The 24664-nt window shown below is 66.6% G+C and carries 27 protein-coding genes; 14 read left to right on the forward strand and 13 right to left on the reverse strand.

Features of this window, described 5'->3' with window-relative positions; all coding sequences use genetic code 11:
• Positions 1-105: 105 nt before the first annotated feature.
• Positions 106-1812 (forward strand): AMP-binding protein, encoded by a 1707-nt coding sequence (locus ACSQ3P_RS21060; RefSeq protein ID WP_436167522.1) that lies wholly within the window; start codon positions 106-108, stop codon positions 1810-1812.
• Positions 1813-1922: 110 nt separating this feature from the next.
• Positions 1923-3035 carry a sulfite oxidase gene (locus ACSQ3P_RS21065; RefSeq protein ID WP_436167434.1) on the forward strand — a complete coding sequence of 371 codons (1113 nt, stop codon included), beginning with the start codon at positions 1923-1925 and terminating at the stop codon, positions 3033-3035.
• A gap of 153 nt (positions 3036-3188) precedes the next feature.
• Here ACSQ3P_RS21065 and mtaB read toward each other — a convergent pair whose 3' ends face one another.
• Together mtaB and dapF are read right to left on the reverse strand one after the other, a co-directional pair.
• Positions 3189-4463: a tRNA (N(6)-L-threonylcarbamoyladenosine(37)-C(2))-methylthiotransferase MtaB gene (mtaB, locus tag ACSQ3P_RS21070; protein ID WP_436167435.1), complete on the reverse strand. Its 1275-nt coding sequence runs from the start codon at positions 4461-4463 to the stop codon at positions 3189-3191.
• Positions 4463-5347, reverse strand: coding sequence for a diaminopimelate epimerase (gene dapF / locus ACSQ3P_RS21075; protein ID WP_436167436.1), 885 nt, complete (start codon positions 5345-5347; stop codon positions 4463-4465). Before dapF ends, mtaB begins: the two co-directional genes overlap by 1 nt.
• 141 nt (positions 5348-5488) lie before the next feature.
• On the opposite strand from dapF, the gene ACSQ3P_RS21080 reads away from it, so the two are divergent.
• Entirely contained in the window at positions 5489-6352 is an 864-nt protein-coding gene (locus ACSQ3P_RS21080) for a GyrI-like domain-containing protein (protein ID WP_436167437.1), read from the forward strand.
• A gap of 155 nt (positions 6353-6507) precedes the next feature.
• On the opposite strand, the gene ACSQ3P_RS21085 is transcribed toward ACSQ3P_RS21080, so the two are convergent.
• From ACSQ3P_RS21085 to ACSQ3P_RS21105, 5 genes are all read right to left on the reverse strand, one after another.
• The gene (locus tag ACSQ3P_RS21085) at positions 6508-7566 is read right to left on the reverse strand and encodes an MBL fold metallo-hydrolase (protein ID WP_436167438.1); all 1059 of its coding nucleotides are present in this window, start codon (positions 7564-7566) and stop codon (positions 6508-6510) included.
• Positions 7567-7656: 90 nt separating this feature from the next.
• Positions 7657-8289 carry a class I SAM-dependent methyltransferase gene (locus ACSQ3P_RS21090; protein WP_436167439.1) on the reverse strand — a complete coding sequence of 211 codons (633 nt, stop codon included), beginning with the start codon at positions 8287-8289 and terminating at the stop codon, positions 7657-7659.
• 100 nt (positions 8290-8389) lie between these two features.
• Positions 8390-9016: a LysE family translocator gene (locus tag ACSQ3P_RS21095; RefSeq protein WP_436167440.1), complete on the reverse strand. Its 627-nt coding sequence runs from the start codon at positions 9014-9016 to the stop codon at positions 8390-8392.
• A 130-nt stretch (positions 9017-9146) separates the two neighbouring features.
• The gene (locus tag ACSQ3P_RS21100; RefSeq protein WP_436167441.1) at positions 9147-9656 is read right to left on the reverse strand and encodes a CAP domain-containing protein; all 510 of its coding nucleotides are present in this window, start codon (positions 9654-9656) and stop codon (positions 9147-9149) included.
• Positions 9657-9725: 69 nt separating this feature from the next.
• Positions 9726-10157 carry a hypothetical protein gene (locus ACSQ3P_RS21105; protein WP_436167442.1) on the reverse strand — a complete coding sequence of 144 codons (432 nt, stop codon included), beginning with the start codon at positions 10155-10157 and terminating at the stop codon, positions 9726-9728.
• A gap of 425 nt (positions 10158-10582) precedes the next feature.
• Between ACSQ3P_RS21105 and ffh the strand changes: the two genes are divergently transcribed.
• The 6 genes from ffh to trmD all read left to right on the forward strand — a co-directional run bounded on the left by ffh (position 10583) and on the right by trmD (position 14825).
• Positions 10583-12184 carry a signal recognition particle protein gene (ffh, locus tag ACSQ3P_RS21110; protein ID WP_436167443.1) on the forward strand — a complete coding sequence of 534 codons (1602 nt, stop codon included), beginning with the start codon at positions 10583-10585 and terminating at the stop codon, positions 12182-12184.
• Complete coding sequence (locus ACSQ3P_RS21115; protein WP_069692704.1) at positions 12181-12444, forward strand: hypothetical protein; 264 nt, start codon at positions 12181-12183, stop codon at positions 12442-12444. The genes ffh and ACSQ3P_RS21115 overlap by 4 nt, the downstream gene beginning before the upstream one ends.
• 43 nt (positions 12445-12487) lie before the next feature.
• Positions 12488-12847, forward strand: coding sequence for a 30S ribosomal protein S16 (gene rpsP, locus ACSQ3P_RS21120; protein ID WP_310148378.1), 360 nt, complete (start codon positions 12488-12490; stop codon positions 12845-12847).
• A gap of 99 nt (positions 12848-12946) precedes the next feature.
• Positions 12947-13474, forward strand: a complete 528-nt coding sequence (gene rimM / locus ACSQ3P_RS21125) for a ribosome maturation factor RimM (RefSeq protein WP_436167444.1) — start codon at positions 12947-12949, stop codon at positions 13472-13474.
• Positions 13464-14135, forward strand: a complete 672-nt coding sequence (locus tag ACSQ3P_RS21130; protein WP_436167445.1) for an HAD family hydrolase — start codon at positions 13464-13466, stop codon at positions 14133-14135. Before rimM ends, ACSQ3P_RS21130 begins: the two co-directional genes overlap by 11 nt.
• A 3-nt stretch (positions 14136-14138) precedes the next feature.
• Positions 14139-14825: a tRNA (guanosine(37)-N1)-methyltransferase TrmD gene (trmD, locus tag ACSQ3P_RS21135; protein ID WP_436167446.1), complete on the forward strand. Its 687-nt coding sequence runs from the start codon at positions 14139-14141 to the stop codon at positions 14823-14825.
• A gap of 65 nt (positions 14826-14890) precedes the next feature.
• On the opposite strand, the gene ACSQ3P_RS21140 is transcribed toward trmD, so the two are convergent.
• Positions 14891-15067 (reverse strand): hypothetical protein, encoded by a 177-nt coding sequence (locus tag ACSQ3P_RS21140; RefSeq protein ID WP_436167447.1) that lies wholly within the window; start codon positions 15065-15067, stop codon positions 14891-14893.
• A 307-nt stretch (positions 15068-15374) separates the two neighbouring features.
• Here ACSQ3P_RS21140 and ACSQ3P_RS21145 point away from each other — a divergent pair, with 307 nt between their 5' ends.
• Together ACSQ3P_RS21145 and ACSQ3P_RS21150 are read left to right on the forward strand one after the other, a co-directional pair.
• A complete protein-coding gene (locus ACSQ3P_RS21145; RefSeq protein WP_436167448.1) occupies positions 15375-16214 on the forward strand; it encodes a DUF6502 family protein in 840 nt (279 codons plus the stop codon).
• Positions 16211-17443 carry a DUF5666 domain-containing protein gene (locus ACSQ3P_RS21150; RefSeq protein ID WP_436167449.1) on the forward strand — a complete coding sequence of 411 codons (1233 nt, stop codon included), beginning with the start codon at positions 16211-16213 and terminating at the stop codon, positions 17441-17443. Before ACSQ3P_RS21145 ends, ACSQ3P_RS21150 begins: the two co-directional genes overlap by 4 nt.
• Before the next feature lie 48 nt (positions 17444-17491).
• On the opposite strand, the gene ACSQ3P_RS21155 is transcribed toward ACSQ3P_RS21150, so the two are convergent.
• From ACSQ3P_RS21155 to ACSQ3P_RS21165, 3 genes are all read right to left on the reverse strand, one after another.
• Positions 17492-18619, reverse strand: a complete 1128-nt coding sequence (locus ACSQ3P_RS21155) for a PQQ-dependent sugar dehydrogenase (RefSeq protein ID WP_436167450.1) — start codon at positions 18617-18619, stop codon at positions 17492-17494.
• 99 nt (positions 18620-18718) lie between these two features.
• Positions 18719-19708, reverse strand: a complete 990-nt coding sequence (locus ACSQ3P_RS21160; RefSeq protein ID WP_436167451.1) for a Bug family tripartite tricarboxylate transporter substrate binding protein — start codon at positions 19706-19708, stop codon at positions 18719-18721.
• Positions 19709-19872: 164 nt separating this feature from the next.
• Positions 19873-20349 (reverse strand): YaiI/YqxD family protein, encoded by a 477-nt coding sequence (locus tag ACSQ3P_RS21165; RefSeq protein WP_436167452.1) that lies wholly within the window; start codon positions 20347-20349, stop codon positions 19873-19875.
• Between the two features lie 173 nt (positions 20350-20522).
• Between ACSQ3P_RS21165 and ACSQ3P_RS21170 the strand changes: the two genes are divergently transcribed.
• Both ACSQ3P_RS21170 and ACSQ3P_RS21175 read left to right on the forward strand, forming a co-directional pair.
• Positions 20523-20882: a DMT family protein gene (locus ACSQ3P_RS21170; RefSeq protein WP_069692696.1), complete on the forward strand. Its 360-nt coding sequence runs from the start codon at positions 20523-20525 to the stop codon at positions 20880-20882.
• Positions 20879-21640, forward strand: a complete 762-nt coding sequence (locus tag ACSQ3P_RS21175) for a class I SAM-dependent methyltransferase (protein WP_436167453.1) — start codon at positions 20879-20881, stop codon at positions 21638-21640. The genes ACSQ3P_RS21170 and ACSQ3P_RS21175 overlap by 4 nt, the downstream gene beginning before the upstream one ends.
• 186 nt (positions 21641-21826) lie before the next feature.
• Here the strand turns inward: ACSQ3P_RS21175 and ACSQ3P_RS21180 are convergent, their stop codons facing one another.
• The gene (locus ACSQ3P_RS21180) at positions 21827-22273 is read right to left on the reverse strand and encodes a rhodanese-like domain-containing protein (protein ID WP_436167454.1); all 447 of its coding nucleotides are present in this window, start codon (positions 22271-22273) and stop codon (positions 21827-21829) included.
• Between the two features lie 5 nt (positions 22274-22278).
• Positions 22279-23481, reverse strand: coding sequence for a pyridoxal phosphate-dependent aminotransferase (locus ACSQ3P_RS21185; protein ID WP_436167455.1), 1203 nt, complete (start codon positions 23479-23481; stop codon positions 22279-22281).
• Positions 23482-23645: 164 nt separating this feature from the next.
• Between ACSQ3P_RS21185 and ACSQ3P_RS21190 the strand changes: the two genes are divergently transcribed.
• Positions 23646-24596, forward strand: a complete 951-nt coding sequence (locus tag ACSQ3P_RS21190; protein ID WP_436167456.1) for a hypothetical protein — start codon at positions 23646-23648, stop codon at positions 24594-24596.
• Positions 24597-24664 lie beyond the last annotated feature (68 nt).

Below are 24664 nucleotides of genomic sequence, written 5' to 3' on the forward strand. Positions count from 1 at the left end.
TGCGCCCGCCCATTCGGTTCCGCACTGTATGGTCATGAAAAAACACTGGCACGGCCGTTCCTGCGGTCGCAAAGCCGGCGAGATGGGAGGATGACCATGAATGCGATGAGCGCCGCCGCGGCGAAGCCTGACCCGCGTCCCTGGCTGGCGCAATATCCTGCCGCCGTGCCGCCAGAGCTCGATGCGAACAAGGTCGGCACCTTGGCCGATCTCGTCCACACCGCATGCACGACCTATGCCGCCCGCCCGGCCTTCGAGAGCTTCGGCAAGACGATCAGCTTCGCCGAGACCGGCCGCGCCGCACAGGCCTTCGCCGCCTGGTTGCAGGCGCAGGGCTTCAAGAAGGGCGACCGCATCGCGCTGATGATGCCCAATATCCTGGCCTATCCGGCGACGATCTTCGGGGCGCTCATCGGCGGCTTCACCGTCGTCAACATCAACCCGCTCTACACGGCGCGCGAGCTGACACACCAGCTCAACGATTCCGGCGCGCGCGTGCTGGTGGTGATCGAGAACTTCGCCCATGTCGTCGAGGAGGCGAAGCCCAATCTCAAGCTCGAGGCCATCGTCATCGCCACCGCCGGCGACCTGATGGGCTTCAAGGGCACGATCGTCAATTTCGTCGCCCGCAAGATCAAGAAGGTGGTCAAATCCTTCAATCTGCCGGGCTCGGTCGCGCTCAAGGACATCCTGGCGGGGCCGAGCGTGATGGCGCCGGTGACGGTCACGCCCGATGACGTCGCCTTCCTGCAATATACCGGCGGCACGACCGGCGTCGCCAAGGGCGCGACACTGACGCATCGCAATGTCTCGTCGAATGTCGAGCAATGCGTGCTCTGGCTCGGCTGGGCGCTGGAGCCGCCGCTGGGCCGGTCCGACTACCAGCACGTCATGGTCACGGCGCTGCCGCTCTACCACATCTTCGCGCTGACCTGCTGCTGCATGTTCATGCTGCGCATTGGCGCCAAGGGGTTGCTGATCGCCAATCCGCGCGACATCGCCGGCTTCATCAAGACGCTGAAATCCAGCCGGATCACGCTCTTCTCCGGGGTGAACACGCTCTACAACGCGCTCGCCTTGCATCCCGAGATGAAGGATGTCGACTTTTCCGAGCTGCGCTTCGCGGTCGCCGGCGGCATGGCGACGCAGGCCGCCGTCGCCAAGCGCTGGAAGGACGTCACCGGCCGACCGATCGTCGAGGGCTACGGACTCTCGGAGACCTCGCCGGTCGCCTCGATCAACCGACCCGACATCACCGAGTTTTCCGGTACGATCGGCTATCCCTTGCCCTCGACAGACTTCGCTATCCGCGATGCCGAAGGGCACGACATGGCCGCGGGCGAGCCGGGCGAAATCTGCATCCGCGGCCCGCAGGTGATGGCCGGCTACTGGAACCGGCCCGACGAGACCGCCAAGGTGATGACAGCCGACGGCTTCTTCCGCTCAGGTGATGTCGGCGTGCTGCTGCCCGACGGCCAGTTCAAGATCGTCGACCGGATGAAGGACATGGTCCTGGTCTCGGGCTTCAACGTCTATCCCAACGAGGTCGAGGACGTGCTCGCCAGCCATCCCGGCGTGCTGGAGGCAGCGGTGATCGGCCTGCCCGACGAGCATTCCGGCGAGGCCGTCACCGCCTTCGTGGTCAAGAAGGACGAAGCGCTGACGGCCGAGGTCTTGCGCGCTTTCTGCAAGGAGAGCCTGACCGGCTACAAGGTGCCCAAGCAGATCGTCTTCCGCGACAGCCTGCCCAAGACCAATGTCGGCAAGGTGCTGCGCCGTGCGCTGCGCGAGGAGGTCGCCTCCCACAAATGAGATGCCCGGCGGCTTGATCGCGCGGAGGGCGATGGCTAGTTTGCCTCGCCGAGGCCGAAGGCATGCGCCATCCGCCGCACGCATCCGCGCGCCGACGAAAAGGTTGCTGATTGCCCCGTCGCCTTCTCGAACTCCCGCTGCTGCGCCGGCTGAAGCCCGGGCTCTATGTTCATGACGAGGAGGCGCTGAACGCGGAGCCGGCGCTCGATTTGCTGGCTGAGCCGATCACACCGATCGACGCCTTCTTCATCCGCAACAATGGCGACCTACCCGAGACCGGGCCGGCCGAGGCCTGGCGGCTGACGATCGATGGCGAGGTCGAGCGGCCGCTGGTCTGGTCGATCGCCGAACTGCGCGCGCGCTTCGAAACCGTCACCGTCACCGCCGTGCTCGAATGCGCCGGCAATGGCCGCTCGCAATTCTCACCTGCGACCGACGGCTTGCCCTGGCGGCTGGGCGCCGTCGGCTGCGCGCGCTGGACCGGCGTCAGGCTGAAGGATGTGCTGGAGGCGTCCGGCGTGAAGGCGAGCGCCGTCTATACCGCGCATTACGCGCCCGACCGGAACTTGTCGGATCCATCGCGGCCGGCCTTGTCGCGCGGCTTGCCGATTGCCAAGGCGCTGGCGGCGGAGACGCTGATCGCCTTCGCGATGAACGACGAGCCTCTACCGCCGTTGCATGGCGGACCGCTGCGCATCGTCGCGCCCGGTTTTCCCGGCTCGGCCTGGCAGAAATGGCTCGACCGGATTTCGCTGCTCGATGTCGAACATGACGGCGAGAAAATGCGCGGCACGGATTATCGGATGCCCCAGACGCCGGTGAAGCCGGGCGAGGCGATCGATCCGGCCCGGTTTTCGGTCATCACCGACATGCCGGTGAAATCGCTGATCACAGCGCCGGCGCATGGGTTCGACATCGCGGTGGGATCGGTCCTCGTCGTCGACGGCTTCGCCTGGAGCGGAGCGATCCCGCTGGCGGGCCTGCGCGCCTCCTGCGATGGCGGGGCAAGCTGGCTCGAGGCCGAGCTCAGGGATAGCGAGGGGCCGTTCGCCTGGCGGCGCTTCCGCTTGGGTTTCACCATCGAGCGGGCGGGACCGCTTTCGATCGTGACGCAGGCGCGCGACGTCGAGGGGAATGTCCAGCCTTTCGAGACGCCATGGAATCCGCGCGGCTACTGCAACAATCAGATGCAGCGTGTTTCAGGTCTGGCCTTCGGCGTCTGAGACACGGGGGGATGTGCGCGGGCACTGAGCGGCGTGTGAGCGCGATTGAACCAGATCGCCTCTCGTCTCGACCAATCGGCGGGCCTTCGTATCGGAGGCTCTCGCCGCTCCGGCCGCGCGCCCTCCCAATGGTGGCCGGGGCCGCGATCTGCGTCAGGCGGCGAGCAGCGCCTTTTCATCCGCTTCTTGCGTCAGGACGGCCACGATCTCACCGGGCTCGACATCGCGCTGGAAGCGCACCAGCGTGAAATCCTCGGCGCGGCCGGTGTTGCCGCGTTCGGTCAGCACCGAGAGCGGCCGGCCGAGACGGGCGTCGAGGTGCCGCCTGTGCGCGTCGCGAGCGGCTTCGCGCAGGCGGCCGGCCCGTTCCGAGACGATACCGCCGGGCAATTGCGGCATGCGCGCGGCCGGCGTGCCCGGGCGCGGCGAATAGGGGAAGACGTGGACGAAGCTCAGGCCGCATTCCTCGACCAAGGAGAGCGAGCGCGAGAACATCGCCTCGTCCTCGGTCGGGAAGCCGGCGATCAAATCGGCGCCAAAGACGATATCGGGCCGTAAGCCCCGCATCTCCGCGCAGAAGCGGATCGCATCCTCGCGGCCGTGCCGACGCTTCATTCGCTTCAGGATCAGATCGTCTCCGGCCTGCAGCGAAAGATGCAGATGCGGCATCAGGCGCGGTTCGGTCGCGATCGCCTCGCGGAGTTTGTCATCGACCTCGACCGCATCGATCGAGGAGAGGCGCAGGCGCGGCAATTCGGGCAAGGCGCGCAGGATCGCCTGCACCAGCCGGCCCAATGTCGGCGCATCCCGCAGGTCGCGGCCATAGCTCGTCAGGTCGACGCCCGTGAGCACGATCTCGCGCGCGCCGGCCTCGCTCAGCCTGCGGCATTGCGCGACCGCCTCGCTCAGCGCGAGCGAACGCGAATTGCCCCGGCCGAACGGGATGACGCAGAAGGTGCAGCGATGGTCGCAGCCGTTCTGGACCTGGACGAAGCCGCGTGTATGGGCGGCAAAGCGGCCTGTCCGGGCATCGGACAGGGTCGTCTGCGCCATGATGTCGGAGACGGCGATCTTGTCGTCGGCTGTGGTCTCTGCGTCGCCGAGCAGGCTGTTGGAGCGGGCGAGCGCAGCCCAGGTTCCGGGCTTCATCTTTTCGGCATTGCCGAGAACTCGCGCGGTTTCCGGCATGGCGGCGAAGCGGGCGGGCTCGATCTGCGCGGCGCAGCCCGTGACCACCACCGGCCGGCCGGGCTGCTCGCGCTTCAACCGGCGGATCGCCTGCCTGGCCTGGCGCGTCGCTTCACTGGTGACGGCGCAGCTGTTGACGATGGCGAGGTCGTCGAGGCCCGCGGCCTGTGCGCGCTCGCGGATCGCCTCGCTCTCGACGATGTTGAGGCGGCAGCCGAAGGTGACGACCTCCAGCGCCATCAGGCCGCCCTCTCGAACCAGTCCGGCTCGAGCACGCCCTCCCATTCGAAGGCGACCGGGCCGGTCATCAGCACATGGCCGTCGCGCTCGCGCCATTCGATGGTGAGATCGCCGCCGGGCAGGCTGACGACCGCCTTGCGGGCGGATAATTCACGCCGCACCGCTGCGACCAGGGCCGCGCAAGCGCCCGAGCCGCAGGCCTGGGTGATGCCGGCGCCGCGCTCCCAGACGCGCAGCACGATATGATCGGGCGCGGTCACCGCCGCGAGCTCGATATTGGCGCGGTCGGGGAAGATCGGATGGTTCTCCAGCAGCGGCCCGATCTGCTCCAGATTGAAGCGATAGGGATCGTCGACGAAGAAGACCGCATGCGGGTTGCCCATGTTGACCGCGCAGGGCGTGTGCAGGATCGGATCGTCGATCGGGCCGATCTGCAGTTCGAAATGGGCGGTGTCGTGGAACGGCTCGGCGAGCGGGATTTCGTCCCAGGCGAGGCGGGGTGCACCCATGTCGATGGTGAAGACGAGCTCGCTCTCGCGCACAGCCGGCAGGAGGCCGGCCTTGGTCTGGAGCGTCAGCCTGGTCTTGGACGGATCGCCCATTGCGGGGTCGGCCATCATCGCCCAGGCGACGCAGCGCGTGCCGTTGCCGCAGGCGCCGGCTTCCGAGCCGTCGGTGTTGTAGATTCGGACATAGGCGTCGGTGCCGGGCGTCACGGCGTCGTGCAGCACCATGAGCTGGTCGAAGCGGGCGCCGGGTTGCGCCGCGATGGCGCGGGCGTCGGATTCGCTGACGCGCAGTTGCGATCCGCGCAGGTCGAGCACGGTGATCTGGTTGCCCAGACCGTTCATTTTCAGGAACCGGCGGGTTGCCAGAGCGTTCATTCGGTCACACGTCCACAAACTACGGCGTCTATGAGGGAACCGACGCGAAAAAGCCACCCTTCGCCCGTTCCTGCGTGAAGGTGGACATTCTATGTTGCGCTGCAAGGGCGCGAATCGTTCTTTTTGGTCAGGACCATGATGATGCGGCATTCCCGGATTGGTGTTCTGGCGCTCGCAGCGCTGCTTGGTGCCTCCATGCCGGCCTTCGCGCAGACGCGCGTCGCGCCTCCGACGGCTGTCGATTCCGCGCCGCTCGCTCCGCCGCCGGGTGCGGCCGCTCCTGCGCAGGCGCAGGCCGCCCCTCCAGTGGCCGAGCCGCAGCCGGTTCAACCGCCCCCGGTGCTGCAAGGGCCGGCCGCGCCGCAGCCTGTCCAGCCCCCGCCGGCATCGCCGCTCCCGCCCGAGCCGCAGCCGGTCCAGCCGCCTCCGACCCTGCCGGCTCCCGGTCCGGCACTGCCGGTACCGCCCGTGCCGCAGCAGCAGACGGGCGTGCCTGATCCGAACGCGACGCTGGCCGGCAAGCGGGGCGATACGAGCGATGTCGATGCCGTCCTGCTCGTCTCCAAGCCGGTGCTGTCGCTCGCCGGCCAGTCGAGCTGGGATCAGGGCTTTCAGCGCCTGAGCGAGAGTTTCAAGATCCTGCGCGAGGAGGCGGCCAAGGCCGGGCTGCCGATCGCCGGCCGGCCGCTGACGCTGTTCGTCGAAACCGACGATAACGGTTTCCGCTTCGAGGCGATGCTGCCGGTCGGGCAGGCGCCGGAGGGTGCGCGGACCTCGGAATTCGCGCGCGGCGTCAAGGTCGGCCTGTCGCCGGCCGGCCCCTCGCTGCGCTTTGTCCATGTCGCGCCCTATGACGACATCGACTCGACCTATGAGACGATCACGGCCTATCTCGAGGCCAAGAGCATCGTGGTGAAGGACGCCTTCCTCGAGGAGTATGTCAGCGATCTGAACGATCCGGGCGATCCGAACCTCGAGATCAACGTCTACGTCCAGCCGCGCTGAGAGGCCTTACACACGCGCCACGTCATCCCGGACAAGTCGCGTAGCGACGCAAATCCGGGATCCATCGGAGGGCTTTGCGCTCTTTGATGGATTTCGGGTCTTCGCTGCGCTCCGCCTGGAATGACGGAGCGTTTCCTGGAAAAGCGTTCCGGACTCTAAGCCGTCCAGCTCAGCCCCGGCCGCATCGGCCTGAAGCGCTCCTCCGGCAGGCCGGCCTGCGCCAGGGCCGCCTTCAGCGCCTCGGGCGGGCGCTCGATGCCTTCGTCGGTGAGTTGGAACGTGCCCCAGTGATGGCCGATCGCCTGGCGCGCCCTAAGCGAGGTCATCACCTTCACGGCCTCTTCCGGGTTCATGTGGTTGTCCGACATGAACCAGCGCGGCTCATAGGCGCCGATCGGCAGCACGGCGAGATCGAACGGACCATGCTCCTGGCCGAGCCGCTCATAGAGCGAGCCGTCATGATAGCCGGTGTCGCCGATATGGAAGACCTTCGGTCCGCCGGTCTCGATGACGAAGGAGCACCACAGCGCCATGCGCCGGTCGAGCGCGCCGCGCGCCGACCAGTGATAGGTCGGAACCAGTGTCGCCGAGACCGTATCGGACAGAGCGACGCGGTCGCCCCAGTCATGGGCCTGCGTCAGCGCGTCGGGAATGCGCGCCTTGACGATGGTGTCGTTGCCGAGCGGCATGATCATGCGCGGCATGTCGCGGGCATGGATGCGGGCCAGCGTCGCGAGATCGAGGTGGTCGTAATGATTATGCGTGATCAGCACGATGTCGATCTTCGGCAAATCGTCGAAGGCGACGCCGGGCTCGTTCACGCGCTTGGGGCCGGCAAAGGAGAACGGGCTGGCGCGCTGCGCATAGACCGGGTCGATCAGCAGGTTCAGCCCCGCGACCTGGTACAGGAACGAGGCGTGGCCGAGATGGACGATGCGAACGCCCTCGACGCGCGCCGGTGGCTTGTCCTGCGGCGGGGCCGGGTAACGCTCGGGAAAGGCCTCGCGCTCGCGCTTGGAGGTCTGCCATCTCCAGATGTCGAGCAGCCCCTTGGTGACGGGGCGTCCGTCGCTGAAGCTCATGCCATCGAAATGAGCTGTGACGGGGCCCTGGTAATAGGGATTGCGCGAGCGCGAGAGCGCCGCCCAGGCGGCACCGGTTGAGCCGAGCAGACCAGCGAGGCCGAAGAAGGAAAGGAGCTTGCGACGATTCATGGTGTCAGAAGTGGGGCGTGAGTGCGCCGGATCAAGTCCGGCGATCCTGATGCATGCCGATGCCGCCGCCTAGAGGGAGATCGTCCGTCGTCACGGCCTCTTGAACGCGACCACATGCAGCCACCGGGTCGGCTCGCCATCATAGCCTCCGCCCATGTCTTCGTCGATGTCGAGCTTGCGCCAGCGGTCGGCATCGTATGCGCCGCGCAGCCAGTCCGGGGACGGGTAGTTGTAATAGCGCCCGAAGCGATCGCGGCCCTCAGCGGTGCCGGCCTTGAAGCTGGCATAGAATACGCCGCCCGGTTTCAGGGCAGCTTGTACCTTGCCAATGATCGCCGGAAGGGCCTGGCGCGGCACATGCAGCAGGCAGGCATTGGCCCAGATGCCGTCGAAGGCATTGCTCTCGTTTAGATCCTCGAACAGCAGCATCTTGACCGGTCGCCCGAGCCGCTGCGCGGCCTGGCCGACCAGTTCCGGCGAGCCATCGGTGGGCGTCACCGCGAAGCCACGCGCCAGCAGGGCCTCGCTGTCCTGCCCGCCACCACAGCCGAGTTCGAGAACCTTGCCGCCGGGCGGGAGCGCGGCGGCGAATGCATCGAGGCGGACATATCTGACCTTGCGCGTCCGCCCGGCATAAGTCCCGGCCTCGGCCCTGTAGAAATCAAGCGTGGCGGTGTCCTTGCTAGAGCAGGATGCGAGAAAGCGGGAACCGGTTTTTCGCATCCTGCTCTAACTCCCGGTGAGAGACGGATTCAGATTTCAGATGGGATCACTCCGTGATGCCATCTGAAATCTGAATCCGTCTCTCGGCATAGGTTGCGCCTCAGTTGCTGCCCGAGCGCACCGCGACCGTCGCGATGCCGGCCCCGACCAGCAGCGTGCCGCCAGCCTTGTTGAACAGTCCGATTGCGCGCGGGTTGCCGATCACCGAGCGGGCGCGCGAGGCGACCAGCGCGTATCCGAAGGCGTTGGCGAAGGCGAGGGTGATGAAGGTCGCCTCGAAGATCAGCATCTGCGTCCAGAAATCGCCTTTCGCATCGAGGAACTGCGGCAGGAAGGCGACGAAGAAAGTGATGCTCTTGGGGTTCAGCGCCGTCACCAGCCAGGCATGGGCGAGCATCTTCCAGGGTGAGACGGTGTCCTGGCGCGGCTTGGCGTCGAGCGTGCCGCCAGCGCGGAAGAGCTTGATTCCGAGATAGATGAGATAGGCCGCGCCGACCCATTTCAGAGCGGTGAAGATGGTGGCCGAGGCCGCCAGCAGCGCGCCGACGCCGAGCATGGAGAGCGTCATCGCTGTGAAATCGCCGAGCGCGACGCCCACTGCCATGGGGAAGGCCGTGCGCCAGCCCTGGCCGAGCGCATAGGAGATCACCAGCAGGATCGTCGGGCCGGGAATCACCAGCAGGGCGGCGGTGGCGGCGGCAAAGGCTGCCCAGGCTTCGAAGGTCATGACGGCGGCTCCGGTGATTGAGGGCGGAGCAATCCCCAAGCGAAGCGGGTTGTAAAGGGGGCTCAGCGCGGCGTCTTCGGGCTCCCCCCGAAATAGCCCGCGAGCCCCCCCACGTCGAGCTCAGCGCTTTTCAACGGTCGCCGGCGATCACCAGCGCCCACCACGCCCCGTATTGCGTCTGGGGGGCCTTGGCCAATGCGATGCCGAAGCGCGTCGCCTCGGGCATGCGCAGATTGACGTCGTGTCCGGAGGACGCCTTCCAGCCCGCGAAGGCCTCTTCGGTCGAATAGTAGCCGCCGCCGACATTCTCCGCCGTACGCCCCGCTTTCAGCCCGGCGCCATGGACGCGGGAGACGAAGCTGCCGCCAGCGTCATGGGAGAGCGTGTTCGCCGCGGCCATCGCATTGGCCTGGCGCTGCGCCATGGCGGTCAGCGTCGAGTCGAGCCTGACCGGGCCGAGGCCTTGGCTGGCACGATAGGCGTTGAGGATGCGAGTGGCGGCGGCCGTGTCGAGCTTGACAGCGGCCAGGCGCTGGGTGGCCGAGGCGTCGAGAGGCGTGGCGCTGCGCGGATCGCCGGCACAGCCGGCGGCGAGCAGGGTTATGGCGAGGGTCGCCACGCGGAAGAGATGCTGATCCATCGTCGGCTTTCGGTTTGTCGGGTGTACCACCTTGTACCGTAACGTAATCCCAGCGGTTATGCGACGATCTCAGCCGCGGCCGCCGGCGATGACGCGGCAGAGCGCGTCGCGGACATAGCCTTCCGGCGCGATCTGGCCCTGCTGGACGACGAAAGCGGCGTCGACGCGCGTGGCCGGCCCGCTCTTGCGGGCGGTGACGCGCAGAGTCTGCGGCCGGCCCGAACCGGTGGTTTCCTGGATCGCGACGACCGAACTCGTGGCATTATCGACGCGGATACCGGCGAAGCCCTCCGCGGCGACGGCGGCCGCCAGGTTCTTCAGCACGGCTGCAGGCGCGCGATTCGTGACGAGGTCCCAGCTGCGATAGGTCAGGCCGGTCACCATCGGAACGCCATCGGTCTTGAAATTATTATGGCAGGCCTGCTGGGCCTGGGCTTGCGACAGGCTGAGGAACAAGGCGGTGAAGGCAAGGGCTGAAAGGGTCGTCGTGCGCGCGGCCATGGCAATTCCCTGATGAAAATCTAGGCGCGCCTTTAAACCTCAGGGTTGTGGCTCAGGCAAGCGCTCGCGCCGTGGCTCGTGCTCTATCAAATAACGAGAGACGGGTTCATCGATCAGGTCGATCCGATCCCGGTTGGATCGTTCAGCCACCTTAGCTTTTTGTTTTAGCGCGTTTTCTTCACGCGAACCGGTGGCCACTTCGCTCGAAAACGTTCTGATCTCATGTGCCAACCTTGACTTTCGCCACATTCTCCCGCTTTAACCCGCGCATTCGTTTCGCCGACATCGACGAGACCGCATCAGCCGACCGGGCCGCTCCCTGAGCATTTCGAGCCCGGAGGTCAACGCCCGACAGCGCGTCCGCGCCCTCGGGCGCGAAACCGTTTGGCGATAGGGCTTTTCGTTTCGGCTCGTTGAGGCACAGCATGTTCGGCACTTTGAGCGACAGGCTATCGGGCATCCTCTCGGGTCTCACCCGCAGGGGTTCGCTGACCGAGGAGGACGTCAACGCCGCGCTGCGCGAGGTGCGCAAGGCGTTGCTCGAGGCCGACGTCGCGCTCGAGGTCGTGCGCTCCTTCACCGAGAAGGTGCGCGAGCGGGCCGTCGGCGCGGAAGTGCTGAAATCGGTTACGCCCGGCCAGCAGGTCATCAAGATCGTCAATGACGCTCTGATCGACATGCTTGGCGGCGAGGGTGAAGGCATTACGCTCGATGCCGTGCCGCCGGTGCCGATCCTGATGGTCGGTCTTCAGGGCTCGGGCAAGACGACCTCGACGGCCAAGATCGCCAAGCGCCTGACCGACCGCAACAAGAAGCGCGTCCTGATGGCCTCGCTCGATACGCGGCGGCCTGCCGCGATGGAGCAGCTCGCCATCCTGGGCAAGCAGGTCGGCGTCGAGACCTTGCCGATCGTGGCTGGCCAGAGCGCCGTGCAGATCGCGCGTCGCGCGATCGAGGCCGGCAAGCTCGGCGGCTACGATGTCGTCATGCTCGATACCGCCGGCCGCGTCACACTCGACGATACGCTGATGGCGGAAGTCGCCGAGGTGAAGGCTGCGACGAACCCGCATGAGGTTCTGCTCGTCGCCGATGCGCTGACCGGCCAGGACGCCGTCAACACGGCGCGCGCCTTCGATGCGCGCGTCGGCCTCACCGGCATCGTCCTGACCCGCATGGATGGCGACGGCCGCGGCGGCGCGGCGCTCTCGATGCGCGCCGTCACCGGCAAGCCGATCAAGCTCGTCGGCACCGGCGAAAAGGTCGATGCGCTCGAGGATTTCCATCCCTCGCGCGTCGCCAACCGCATCCTCGGCATGGGCGACATCGTCGGCCTGGTCGAGCGCGCGGCCGAGACGGTCGATGCCGACAAGGCCCAAGCGCTGGCGCAGCGTCTCGCCAAGGGCAATTTCGACCTCTCCGACATGCGCATGCAATTGCAGCAGATGGAGAAGATGGGCGGGCTTGGCGGCGTGATGGGCATGCTGCCCGGCATGAAGCAGATGCAAGGTCAGCTCGCCAATTCCGGCGTGAACGACAAGATGATCAAGCGCCAGATTGCCATCATCGATTCCATGACGGCAGCCGAGCGCAAGAACCCGGACCTGCTCAAGAACAGCCGCAAGAAGCGCATCGCAGCGGGCTCGGGCACCACGCCGGAGGCGATCAACAAGCTGCTCAAGATGCATCGCGGCATGGCCGACATGATGAAGGCGATGAGCAAGCAGAAGGGTGGCATGCTCGGCAAGCTCGGCCAGATGTTCGGGATCGGCGGTGGCGGCATGGGCGGCCTGCCCGGCGGGCTCGATCCGTCGAAGATGGATCCGGCGCAACTCGCCGAACTGCAGAAGCAGATGGGGGCAGGCAGCGGCATGCCGGGCCTTCCGCCTGGCGGTTTCCCGGGGCTGCCCAAGGGCGTCACCCCGCCTGCCGGCATGATGCCGAAGCTGCCGGGACTGGGCAGTGGTCTCCCGGGCAGGTCTCTGCCAGGGCTTGGGGGCAACAATCCCTTCGGAGGGAAGAAGAAATGACCAAACCGACCGATATGCGCGTCGGCATGTTCGACGTGTTCAAGCAGGTGAAGGCGCGTCTCGACGACGCCAACCTGTCCTACGAAACCTCATCCTACCGGGACGACGCCTTCTCCTTCTTCGTGCATGCGCCCGGAGAATATTGGGAGATCGACGTTCTCGAGGACGGCTCCATCGATCTCGAAGTCTTCACGTCGACCGGCATGAAGGACGATCCCTGGGCCATGATCGATCAACTGGTCGACGACAACAAAGCCTGAGTTCAACCCAACCCAAAACGATACCTAACCAAGGAAGACGCGAATGTCCCTCAAGATCCGCCTGACCCGTGGCGGCGCCAAGAAGCGCCCGTACTACCGCATCGTCGTCGCCGACGCCCGCTCGCCGCGCGATGGCCGCTTCATCGAGAAGATCGGCTCCTATGACCCGATGAAGGCCAAGGATTCGGCCGAGCGCGTCGTGCTCGATCTCGAGAAGGCCAAGGATTGGCTCGCCAAGGGCGCTCAGCCGACCGACCGCGTGCTGCGCTTCCTCGACGCTGCCGGCCTCGCCAAGCGTCCGGCTCGCAACAACCCGACCAAGGCTCTTCCTGGCGAGAAGGCCAAGGAGCGTGCCGAGAAGAACGCCGCCAAGAGCGCTGCCCCGGCTGAAGCCGAGGCGTGAGCTTGATGCGGATCCAGGCGTCATTCTCGGGCGAAGCTCAGCTTCGATCCGAGAACCTCTGGCAGGAGATGGCCGGGTCAAGCCCGGCCATGACGCCTGATGGCCGCTGACACCGAACTCGTCCTGCTCGGCGTCATCGGCGCAGCTCATGGCATCAAGGGCGAGGTTCGGATCAAAGCCTTCACCGGTGATCCGTTGGCGATCGCCGATTACGGCCCGCTGAGCGACGAGGCGGGCCGGCGTTTCGAGATCGCCGACATCCGCCCGGCCAAGGAAGTGGTCGTCGCTCGGCTCAAGGGCGTGACCAGCCGCGAGGCGGCCGAGAGCCTGGCCGGGGTGAAGCTCTTCGTTTCCCGCGACAAGCTCCCACTGGTCGAGGATGAAGACGAGTTCCTGCAGGCCGATCTGATCGGCTGCACGGTCGTAGCCCCGGATGGCGTCATCCTCGGTGCGGTCACGGCCGTCGCCAATTACGGCGCCGGCGATCTGCTCGACATCGCGATGCCTGACGGCCGCTCGGTGCTGATGCCCTTCACCAAGGCTTTCGCGCCGCGTATCGACGTCACGGCCCGCCGTATCGAGGCCGAGCCGCCCGAGGGCCTGTTCGAGGTCGACGATGACAAGTGACGGTCCCGTCCGTGCCCTGATCTTCGACATGGACGGTACCATCGTCGACAATATGCGCTTCCATGAGGATGCCTGGGAGCATCTGCATGTGACGCATGGATTGCCCTTCGACCGCGACAGCTTCTTTTCGCATACCGCCGGCATGGCGGTCGGCGAGATCATCGGCCCACTCTTTCCCAATGCCACTCCCGCCGAGATCGAGGCGATGGGCAAGGAGAAGGAGCTCTTCTACCGGCGGGAATACGGCCCGCATGTCGCGCCGATGCCCGGCCTTCTCGACCTGATGGCGCGGGCCGATGCGGCTGGCGTGCCGATGGCTGTCGCCACGGCGGCTCCGCCCGGGAATATCGACATCGTGCTCGACACGCTGGGCCTGCGCTCGCGCTTCGCCACGATCATCGCGCCGTCCCAGGGTTTTCGCGGCAAGCCGAATCCGGACCTGTTCCTGGGGGCTGCCGAACGCATGAAGGTCGCGCCGGAAGCTTGCGTCGTCTTCGAGGACGCGCCCAACGGCGTCGAGGCCGCACGCCGCGCCGGCATGCGCGCGGTTGCGATCCTGAGCATGCTCGGCGCGAAGGATTTCACCGGCTTCGACAACGTCATCGCCAGCGCCAAGGATTTCGCGGCGCTGGACGGGCTGCCCGCGCTGCGCTTTGCTTGAGCGATGGCTTTTCGCGCCTCCGTCCTGACGCTCTATCCAGAGATGTTTCCTGGCCCGCTTGGCGTCTCGCTGGCGGGCGAGGGCTTGCGCAAGGGCCTGTGGTCGCTGGACGCACACCAGATCCGCGACCATGGCATCGGCCGCCATCGCAATGTCGACGACAACCCGGCGGGTGGCGGAGCCGGCATGGTGCTGCGCTGCGACGTGCTGGCGGCGGCGATCGATGCGGCGGTTCCTGCTGACGACAGCCGGCCGCGCCTGCTGATGTCGCCGCGCGGCCGCAGGCTCGATCAGGGGCTGGTGCGGGAATGGGTGGCGGGCGAAGGCGTCGTCATCGTCTGCGGTCGTTTTGAAGGCGTCGACGAACGCGTCATCGAGGGGCGCAATCTGACCGAGATCTCTGTCGGCGACTATATCCTGTCGGGCGGCGAAATGGCGGCGCTGCTGCTGCTCGATGCCTGCGTGCGCCTGATCCCCGGCGTGATGGGCAAGGAATTGTCGGGCCAGGACGAAAGCTTCGAGAACGGCCTGCTCGAATACCCGCACTATACGCGCCCGCGCGAATGGGAGGGCAGGGGCCTGCCCGAGGCGCTGCTTTCGGGCGATCATGCCCGCATCGCCAGATGGCGGCGCGAACAGGCGGAGACAATCACGCGCGAGCGGCGGCCGGACCTGATCGGCAAGGTCTGATCGGCAAGGCTTGATCGGCAAGTTGGCTCTGCCAACGTCCTCGCGACCCAATTCTGCCCGGGTCGCTATTCCAGTCCGAGCATGAAGACCGCATAGGGCACGGCGAAGACGAAGCCGATGATCAGCCCGAGCATGAAGATGATCAGCCCGGTGTTGAGGTCGAACGTCGCTGCCTCCTGCGGGCCCGCTGTCATCTGGCGCACAGGTTGAGCCTTGCGATTGGCCGGTTCGAACGCGTTCATCGAGAAGACCCGTTCAGCGCGCATGGCTCTGCCACAAGAAGACGAGATAGGGCGTCGCGAAGGCGCAGCCGAGCCACAGGCAGCGGGCAAGCCGGGCTAGGCCCGCTTGGTGGCTCCGTTGGGAAGCTGGGTGGTCGATCGTGAGGGGAGGCTCTGCGGCGAAGCTGGCGGCGACCATGTTTGTCTCGAAATGTTTCGTGTGGGTATATTTCCCACATATAAATCCGGACGAGCTTCCCGCGTCAAGAGTGCGGTGCAAAAATTTTGTGGGATTGTATCCCACGCCGTGATTGGGTAAGGGAGAGCGATGACATTCGTGCCGCCGCGTTCCACCCCGGAAGCCGCCGCGCTGCAGGGGCCACTCGCTCGCCTGCTGCGGCCATTGGTGCGATTATGCATCCGCAGCGGCACGACTTTTCCGGCGCTGGCCCAGCTCCTGCGCGAGCTTTACGTCAATGTGGCCGAGCATGATTTCGGCCTGCCGGGTAAGGAACAGACGGATAGCCGCGTCAGCCTGCTGACGGGCATTCACCGCAAAGAGGTCAGCCGGTTGCGCGGCGCCGGCGCTCCGGTCGCGACCGTACCGGCCTCTGTCTCGCGGACGTCGTCGATCGTCTCGCGCTGGCTGGCCGATCCGGCCTTCAGCGCGCCCGACGGCAAGCCATTGCCGCTGGCGCGCCTGGCGGGCGATGCCGAGCCCTCCTTCGAGGCGCTCGTCGCTTCGGTGACACGCGATGTCCGGCCGCGCGCGGTGCTCGACGAGTGGCTCGACAGCGGACTCGTCAGCCTCGACGGCGAGGGGCGGGTCGTGCTCGCCGAGGCGGCCTTCGTTCCGCGCGGGGACGATGAGCGAAAGCTTTATTATTTTGGCCGAAACCTGCACGATCATGTCGCTGCAGCGGTCTCCAACGTGCTTGCCGCCGAACCGCCCTTCCTGGAGCGCGCCGTGCACTATGACGGCCTTTCGCCGGAGCTTGCCCGCAAGCTAGAGCAGCGCGCCCGGGTGCTTGCCCTGGAGGCTTTGCAGACGGCCAATCGCGAGGCGCATGCTGCCTGCCTGACGGATCCGGGCGGCTCGGCGCGCTGGAATTTCGGCGTCTATGTCTATCGCGAGGCGACCGGCGCAGATGCCGGCGAGCCGAGGTGAGGCGCGTTTCCCTGCTCTCGCGCCGCCATGTGCTGGCCCTGCTCGCCGGTGGCCTTGTCTTGCCGGAAACGGTGCAGCGCCTGCAGGCGCAGACGGCCGGAGACCGGGGCATTGGCGGCACGGGGGCTGCACCCTCCACCGAGGCCAGCGGCGATCGCGGCATTGGCGGCACCGGTTTCGTCGGCACGATTCGCCGTTTCGGCAGCATCGTCGTCAACGATGTCCGTATCGCCTATCCGCCACGCGTTCCGGTGACGATCGACGGCAGGTCTGCGTCGCCGCGGGATCTGCGCCTCGGCCAGGTCGTGCGCGTGGCAACCAGGCCGGGAACGACCGGACCGGTCACCTCCCGGATCGCGGTCGCGCACGAGGTCGTCGGCCGGATCCGCGAGATCGCAGACGGAACGATGAATGTGCTCAACCAGCGTGTCGACGTGTCCGGGCTGGAGCCTGCGCCTTGGTGGCGCCCGGGCGCATATGTTGCGGTCAGCGGCCTGCGCCGGCCGGACGCGGTCATCGTGGCGAGCCTGGTCGAGCCTGCCAAGGCGAGGCGCGATCGCGTCACCGGGACGGTCGAAGCCGATGATGAAGGACTCTGGATCGATGGGCTGAAGCTCGCCGGGGCCGACCCCGCCTGGGCCGGGCAACGCCTCGTCGTGACCGGTCGGCCGACCGCTGCGGGCTTCGTCGTCGCGCATGCGGCGCTCGAGGCGCTGCCGCTCGAACCGGGCGTGACACGCCTGTCGCTCGAGGCCTTCCTGCGTCGCGAGGGCGTGAATCTGCGCTTCGGTATGGGCTTGGCCTTTGCGGACGCCGCTGGCGCGGCATCGATCCCCGATCTGACGACGGCACGTGCAGTGGTCGAACTCATGGTCGATATACGGGGCGGGCTGAGCCTCACCGCGATCCGGGTCGAGGGCGGTGGCAACGGCTCGGAAGGCGGTAGCGGCTCTGGCAGCGGTGCGCCCGGACCGGGTGGTGCAGGGCCTGGTGGTCCGGGAGCTGGCGGTCCCGGAGGCGGACCGGGCGGTGGCCCGGGAGGCGCTGGCGCCGGTGGCGGCGGCGAGGGCGGCGGTGGCGGCCCCGGCGGCGGAGGTGGTGCTGGTGGAAGTGGTGGCGGCCCCGGCAGCGGAGGTGGTGCTGGTGGAAGTGGCGGGGGTCCCGGTGGCGGAGGAGGTGCCGGTGGAGGTGGCGGCGGCTCCGGCGGTGGAGGCGGAGGACCGCGCTGAGCTTTCAGGACAGGACTGCCGCAGGCAAGCTCCGAATGGGGGTGCGGATCACCGTGCCGGGCGCACCCTCAGCACTTTCCCCTTGGCATCGTCGCTGAGCAGATAGAGATAGCCGTCGGGCCCCTGGCGGACGTCGCGGATGCGCTCGCCCAGCGCGGTCAGCAGCCGCTCCTCGCCGCTCACCGTTTCGCCGTTGGTCGAGAGCCGGATCAGCATCTGGCCTGCAAGCGCCCCGACGAAGAGCGAATTCCTCCAGGCTGGCCACACGTTGCCAGTATAGAAGGCTGCTCCCGAGGGCGCGATCGAGGGATCCCAGTAGAACAACGGCTGCTCCATGCCGGGCTTGGCCGTGCCCTCGCCGATCCTGGCGCCGGAATAGTCGACGCCATAGGTGATGATGGGCCAGCCATAGTTCAGCCCGGCTTTGGGCGTGTTGACCTCATCGCCGCCACGCGCGCCATGCTCGGCGGTCCAGAGCTGGCCGGTGTCGGGGTGGAGCGCCGCGCCTTGCACATTCCGGTGGCCGATCGACCAGATCTCCGGCTGCCAGCCCGGCTTCTTCGGATTATCGGCGGGCGTGCCGCCTTCGGGACGGATGCGGATGATCTTGCCGAGATGGTTCCCCGGATTCTGGGCCTGGTCGCGCTCGCTGTAGCGATCCCCGACCGTGACGAAGAGCGCGCCGGCGCGGTCGAAGACGAGCCGCGATCCGAAATGCAAGGTGCTGTTGATCGCCGGCATCTGCCGGAAGATGACGGCGACATTCTCCAACCCCGTGCCGTTGGCATTGAGCTGCCCGCGCGCCACGCTCGTGCCGTTGCCGCCGACGCGAGGCTCGGAGAAGGAGAGATAGATCAGCCGATTCTCGGCGAATTTCGGATCGAGCGCCACGTCGAGCAGGCCGCCCTGGCCTCGGCCCGCGACATTGGGCACGCCGGTCAGTGGCCGCAAGAGCGCGCCGTCACTGGGCACGATCCGCAATCGACCCGGGCGCTCCGTCACCAGCATGCGGCCATCGGGCAGGAAGGCGAGGCCCCAGGGATGCTCCAGTCCGCTCGCCACGGTCTCGACTACAAGTTCCCCCGCGCTCGACGGAAAGCGCTGCTGGGCCTGGACTGACGCGAAAGGCGAGGATAGCGCGACTGCGAGCGCCAGGGCGAGGACGGATCGATGCATCATGGGCTCCTGATCTGACGTCGCAACGTCAGATAGGGGGAACCGTGCCGGCGGCCAATCGGATTGCTGCCATCTCACGCTGACGTGAGGTGGCGCGTGTCATTCCGGCTTCACGCCGGCATCGGCGATGATCTGCTTCCAGGTCGCGATCTCCTGGAGATGATAGGGCTTGAAGGCGTCGGGATCGCGGACCTTCAGCGTGAAGCCAAGCTTCAGGATCGACTCCGTGATCGCGGGCTTGGCGATTGCCGCCATCACCGCCTTGGAGAGCTGGTTGAGAATGGGGGTGGGCGTCGCCGCGGGGGCAAAGAACGCAGCCCAGCTATCGGCGTCAGCATTGCTCACGCCTTGTTCGCGCAAGGTCGGGATGTCCTTGGCGCGCGGGTTGCGCTCGGGGCTTGCCAAGGCAAGCGCGCGCATCGAGCCGGCGTTGATCTGTTCAAGCACGCTCGGCAGCGTCGAATTGGCGATGTCGATGCGCCCGCCGACGATCTCTTGCACCAGGGGAGCCGCGCCCCGGAATGGCACATGCGTCATCTTGATGCCGGTGCGCTGCATGAACAGCTCCATCGCAAGATGCGAGCCGGAGCCGACGCCGGTCGAGCCGTAGTTCAGCTTGCCCGGATCGGTCTTGGCCAGCGCGATCAGCTCCGCGATGGTCTTCGCGGGCAGGTCGTTGCGCACGACGAAGGCATGCTCGAAGGCGCCGACGCCGCAGAGCGGGGCAAAATCCTTGACCGCGTCATAGCCCGGCTCCTTCAGCAGGAACATGTTGTTGCCATGCGTCTGGTTGTTGCCGAAGACGATGGTGTAGCCGTCGGCAGCGCCATGGGCGACGGCACGCGTCCCGACCGCGCCCGAGGCGCCGGCGCGGTTGTCGACCAGCACGTTCTGGCCGATCGAGCTCGACATCTCCTGCGCCACGAAGCGAGCGATGGCGTCGGTGGGGCCGCCCGCCGGATAGGGCACGACGAGGCTGATCGGCCTGGCCGGGAAGCTCTGCGCCCGGATGATCGAGGGCGCCAGGAGTGACGGCACAGAGACGGCCCCGGCCATCAGGCCGAGCGCGGAACGGCGGGTCAACGACATGAATTTCCTCCCCAGCGCCCGTTTTGGAGACGGGCCTTGTTGCTTGGTGATTTACGGACAAAGGCGGCATGCGTCCAGCGGCAGGTGAGTGTCTGCCCAAGGCCATTCGCCTGCGCGGAACGGCGGGCGACCTGTTTCGTCGCCGCACTCCTCGCGATGACGGGTCAGCCGAAGCCCGCCCGCTTCAAGCGCTGGACTGCCAGGTCGAGCGCCTGCAGGAAGGCCGAGCGATCCTTCGGCGAGAAGGGCTTCGGTCCGCCGCTTGCCGCACCCATCGCCCGCAAATCCTCCATCATGTCGCGTGTCGCCAGCGCCATGCCGATCGAGGCTTCGGTGAAGGGTTTGCCGGTCGAGCCGATGACGTCGGCGCCGGCCTTGATGCAGCGGTCGGCAAGCGGGATGTCGGAGGTGATGACGATCGACCCGCGCGATACGCGTTCGGCGATCCAGTTGTCGGCGGCGTCAAAACCGTCCGAGACGATCACGCGCTCGATCCAGGGCTCGCGCGGCACAGCCATGAAGCTGTTGGCGACGACGAAGACCTTCAGGCGATGGCGCTCGGCGACACGGTAGATCTCCGGCTTCACCGGGCAGGCGTCGGCATCGACATAGATGGCGATCGGTTTGGGTTGATCCGTCATCGGCCCGCTATAGCAGGCCTGTTCCACGGGTGAAGAGCGATTGCATTTGGCTCGCATTGGCGCCATTGCGCCACGCACGATTATCCAACCCTTGGGTTGAAGCTCGACCCTGCCGGGAACAGTGCAGCCGCCCTAGAGTTGTCCAGCGTCCCGCCAACGGAACCGTCTCCTCCATGCCCGCAATCTCCACCGCGCATATCCTGCCGATCGTCATGCTGATCGGCTCCAATGTCTTCATGACCTTCGCCTGGTACGGGCATCTCAGCTACAAGAGCACGGCGATCTGGCTTGCGATCCTGGCGAGCTGGATGATCGCGCTGCCGGAATACATGCTGGCCGTGCCGGCCAACCGCATCGGCTCGGCGGTTTATTCCGCCGCCCAGCTCAAGACGATGCAGGAGGTGATCACGCTCAGCGTCTTCGCGCTGTTCTCGATCTTCTGGCTGAAGGAGGATCTGAGCTGGAACCACGCCATCGGCTTCGCGCTGATTGCGGCCGGAGCCTTCTTCATCTTCCAGGGCAGGACCGCGTGACGAACATTCCCTCGCCCGGGCATTCCGCAGTCGCTGCCTATCTCGCGCAGGGCTATGACAGCGTCGTCGGCATGTCCTCGCGCTTTGCCGCAGCGATCTGCGCGCGGCTGCTGCGGCTCCAGACGGAAGAAGGCGTGGGCGGGCCGCTTGCCGAGATCGGCGCCTTCGAGGGTCGTTTCTTCATCGCGCTGGCGCACGCATTGGAGCGAGGCGAGCTTGCGGTCGCGCTCGACATCTTCTCCTGGCCCGATGATGGGGTGAAGAGCCGCTTCGAGGCCAATTGCCTGAAGCACGGCATCGGGCCCGAGCGGCGCGTCACCGTGAAGGGCGACAGCGGCGCGATGACACCGGCCGAGCTGATGGGCCATGCCGGCGGCTCGCGCTTCCGCTTCATCCATATCGACGGCGAGCATTCGCGCGCGGCGCTGGCCAAGGACCTCGCGCTTGCCACGGCCTGCCTCAGCGAGGGCGGGCTGATCGTGCTCGACGACATGCTGCATCCGGGCTACCCGACATTGATGGTGACGGTGCAGGCCTATCTCGAGGCCAACCCGGAGATCGTGCCGCTCTGCGTGATCGACCGCGAGACCATCGTCGGCGCGACCAAGTTCGTGCTCTGCGAGAGGGCCTGGTTCGAGCGCTACCAGGCGCGGCTGCTTGCGATCTTCGAGGATTTCATCTGGCCGCTGGGCGCCGATTTCGAGCCGCATTGGTGCCTGGTGCTGTCGCAGGACACAAGGCTGGCGGAGATCACCTGATCTGCGGGGCGGTCAGAGACGGATCAATGCGAAAAACCGGTGCCCACTTTTTCGCATCCTGCGAGAGCCGGATGATTTCAGATGGGATCACACAGTGATCCCATCTGAAATCTGAATCCGTCTCTCATCTAAGAGTGAGAGCAGGATCAATGCGAAAAACCGGTGCCCACTTTTTCGCATCCTGCTCTAAGGCGCGACCGGCAGCTTCTCCGACAGCCAGCCGCCAGGCCCCAGCATGCCGCCGCGCACCATGACGAGATCGCGCCAGCCGCGGCCGGCCAGCTTCGTCTGAAGACTGGCTGCTAGCCCGCCGCTGCGGTCGATCAAGGCGATGCGCTTGCCGGGATGGTCGAGGCGTATTCCTGCGAGCCGGACCTCGAAGCCGGCTGACTCGGCGTCGAGGCGGAGCGCGCCCTGCGGGACGCCGGTGTCGGTCCATTCGTCGGGTGTGCGGATGTCGATGACGAGCAGGGCGCCGGCCGTGACGCCGTCATGGGTCTCGCGGGCCGATAGCGTGCCCGAGCTTTGCGCGCGGGCGGTTTTCGCCAGCGCCATCGAGGCGAGCCCTGCCAGCAGATGGCGGCGGGACAAAGGGCGAGCGGCAGCCTGCGGCCGGCTCTCGCCCTTTGCCATGTAGCTCAGCGCAGTTCGGCGCAGAAGCGCTGGATGCGGCGGCAGGCCTCTTCCAGCTTCTCGTCCGAAGTCGCGTAGGAGATGCGGAAGTTGGGGCCGAGCCCGAAGGACGAGCCGTGCACGGCGGCGACGGCCTGATCTTCCAACAGGCCCATCACCAGATCCTCATCGGTCTCGATCGTCTTGCCGTTGGGCAGCTTCTTGCCGATCAGCGCCGAGCAGTCGGGATAGACGTAGAAGGCGCCTTCAGGCTTGGGGCAGACCAGCCCGCGCGTCTGGTTCAGCATGGAGACGACGAGGTCGCGCCGGCGCTCGAAGGCCTTGCGGAACACTGGGATATGCTCCTGCGTGCCATCCAGCGCCTCGACCGCGGCCCATTGCGAGATCGCCGAGGTGCCCGAGGTCTGCTGGCCCTGGACGAGGTCCATGGCGTTCATCAGATGCTGCGGGCCCGCCGCGTAGCCGATACGCCAGCCGGTCATGGCGTAGGACTTCGAGACGCCGTTCATGGTCAGCGTGCGCTCGTAGAGGCCGGGCTCGACCTGGGCGGGCGTGACGAATTTGAAGTCGCCATAGACCAGGTGCTCATACATGTCGTCCGTCAGTACCCAGACATGGGGGTGGCGCATCAGCACGTCGGTCAGCTTCTTCATCTCGGCATGGCTGTAGGCCGCGCCCGAGGGGTTCGAAGGCGAGTTGAGGATGACCCACTTGGTCTTGGGCGTGATCGCGCGCTCGAGTTCCTCCGGCTGGAGCTTGAACTCGTTCTCGATCTTGGTCTCGGCGAAGGTCGGCGTTCCCCCGCAGAGCGCCACCATCTCGGGATAGCTGACCCAATAGGGCGAGACGCAGATCACCTCGTCGCCCGGGTTCAGCGTGGCGAGCAGGGCGTTGTAGATGACGTGCTTGCCGCCGGTGGAGACGATGGTCTGGCTCGGCTTGTAGTCGAGGTCGTTCTCGCGCTTGAGCTTGCGCGTGATCGCCTCGCGCAATTGCGGGATGCCGGAGACCGGCGTGTACTTCGTCTCGCCGCGGCGAATGGCGGCGATGGCGGCTTCCTTGATATGGTCCGGCGTATCGAAATCGGGCTCGCCGACGGAAAGCGAGATCACGTCCTTGCCCTGCGCTTTCAGGTCGCGGGCCTTCTGCGTGATGGTGATGGTCGCAGACGGCTTCACGCGCTTCAGGGCGTCGGCAAGAAAGGCCATGGGACTGATCTCCGGAGGGGCGGACAAGGTAGCGCCGATGCTGGCGCGCGCGTGGTTTAGGACTCAAGCGCCGGCACCGCAAGCAAGAGTGCTTGATCATTGCCAGCAACGAAGCGAATTTGATGCCATCGACCGGCCGACATGCGGGCAGGAGCGCGAGTGCGATGTCGGGAGACTGGATCCGCAAACATGCCTTCCAGCTCTGCGTCGCCGGCTTCATCGGGCTGTGCTTCCTCTATGGTCTCGGCCGGGCCGGCTGGTATCGCTTCGTCACGGCAAAATCCGTCCAGCCGGCCCAAACCGACATCTGCGCGATGGGTTCGCTCGATGTTGCGGGGTTCCGTAATCTGGTCTCGCGCATCGAGCGCGATGGCGAGAGCGGTGGTGGCGGCTGCGGCGAGGCGAGCTCGCCGGCCTCCTGTCTGCAAGGGCTGCTGAAGGCGCGTGTCGACAGCTATATGCGCGTCGCCGGGCCTGACATGATTGGCCGGATGATGGCGATGCATGCGGTGATGCGCGCCAACAAGGCGGTTCTGATCTCGCAGGCCACTGTGCCGCCACGCCAGCCGCCGAGCTGGCAGATATCCGAATCCTATCGGAAGGCGTTTCCCGATCGCGTCGAGAAGCCCTTGGTGCGGCGCGCCGAAACCTTCACCTATGCGCTCGACCAGCGCGCTGTGGGCATGGCGGGCCCGGCTTTGTTCGGCGGCGGCTCGGGACGCGGCGGCGGGCTCTCCTACGACACCGGCCGCACGAGTTTTCCGACCGGGCTCTACGGCATTGCAGAGGTGGTGATCACGCTGTCGGATCCGGCGCTGCGCTACCCTGACGACGCGGACACTGGGGCCGTGGCTGAAGCGATCGACTACACCGAGGCGGCCTGGAGCTCGCGAAAGCCCTATGACGGGCTGGTGCCGCGCTATCGTGCGCCGCTGCCGGCCGACACCGTCTACGAGATCGCTTCGCTCTGTCCGCGCCGCCCGGCCTGGCTCGATACGCCCGCGGTCCCGTCCCGCCTGCCCGGTGCGCCGAGCCAGGCCGATCGGCAGCGCGAGCTGTTCCAATGGGCTGACCGTATGCGCAATCAGCCGGGCCGGCCGGCGACTTCGCCATGAAGCGCGCCAGCTTGGCCGGAAACGTGCATGATGGTCGCATCGGCTGAGGGGCCACCCATCACCAGCGC

The organism is Allobosea sp. LjRoot9, assembly GCF_964252745.1.
Lineage (GTDB): Bacteria > Pseudomonadota > Alphaproteobacteria > Rhizobiales > Beijerinckiaceae > Allobosea.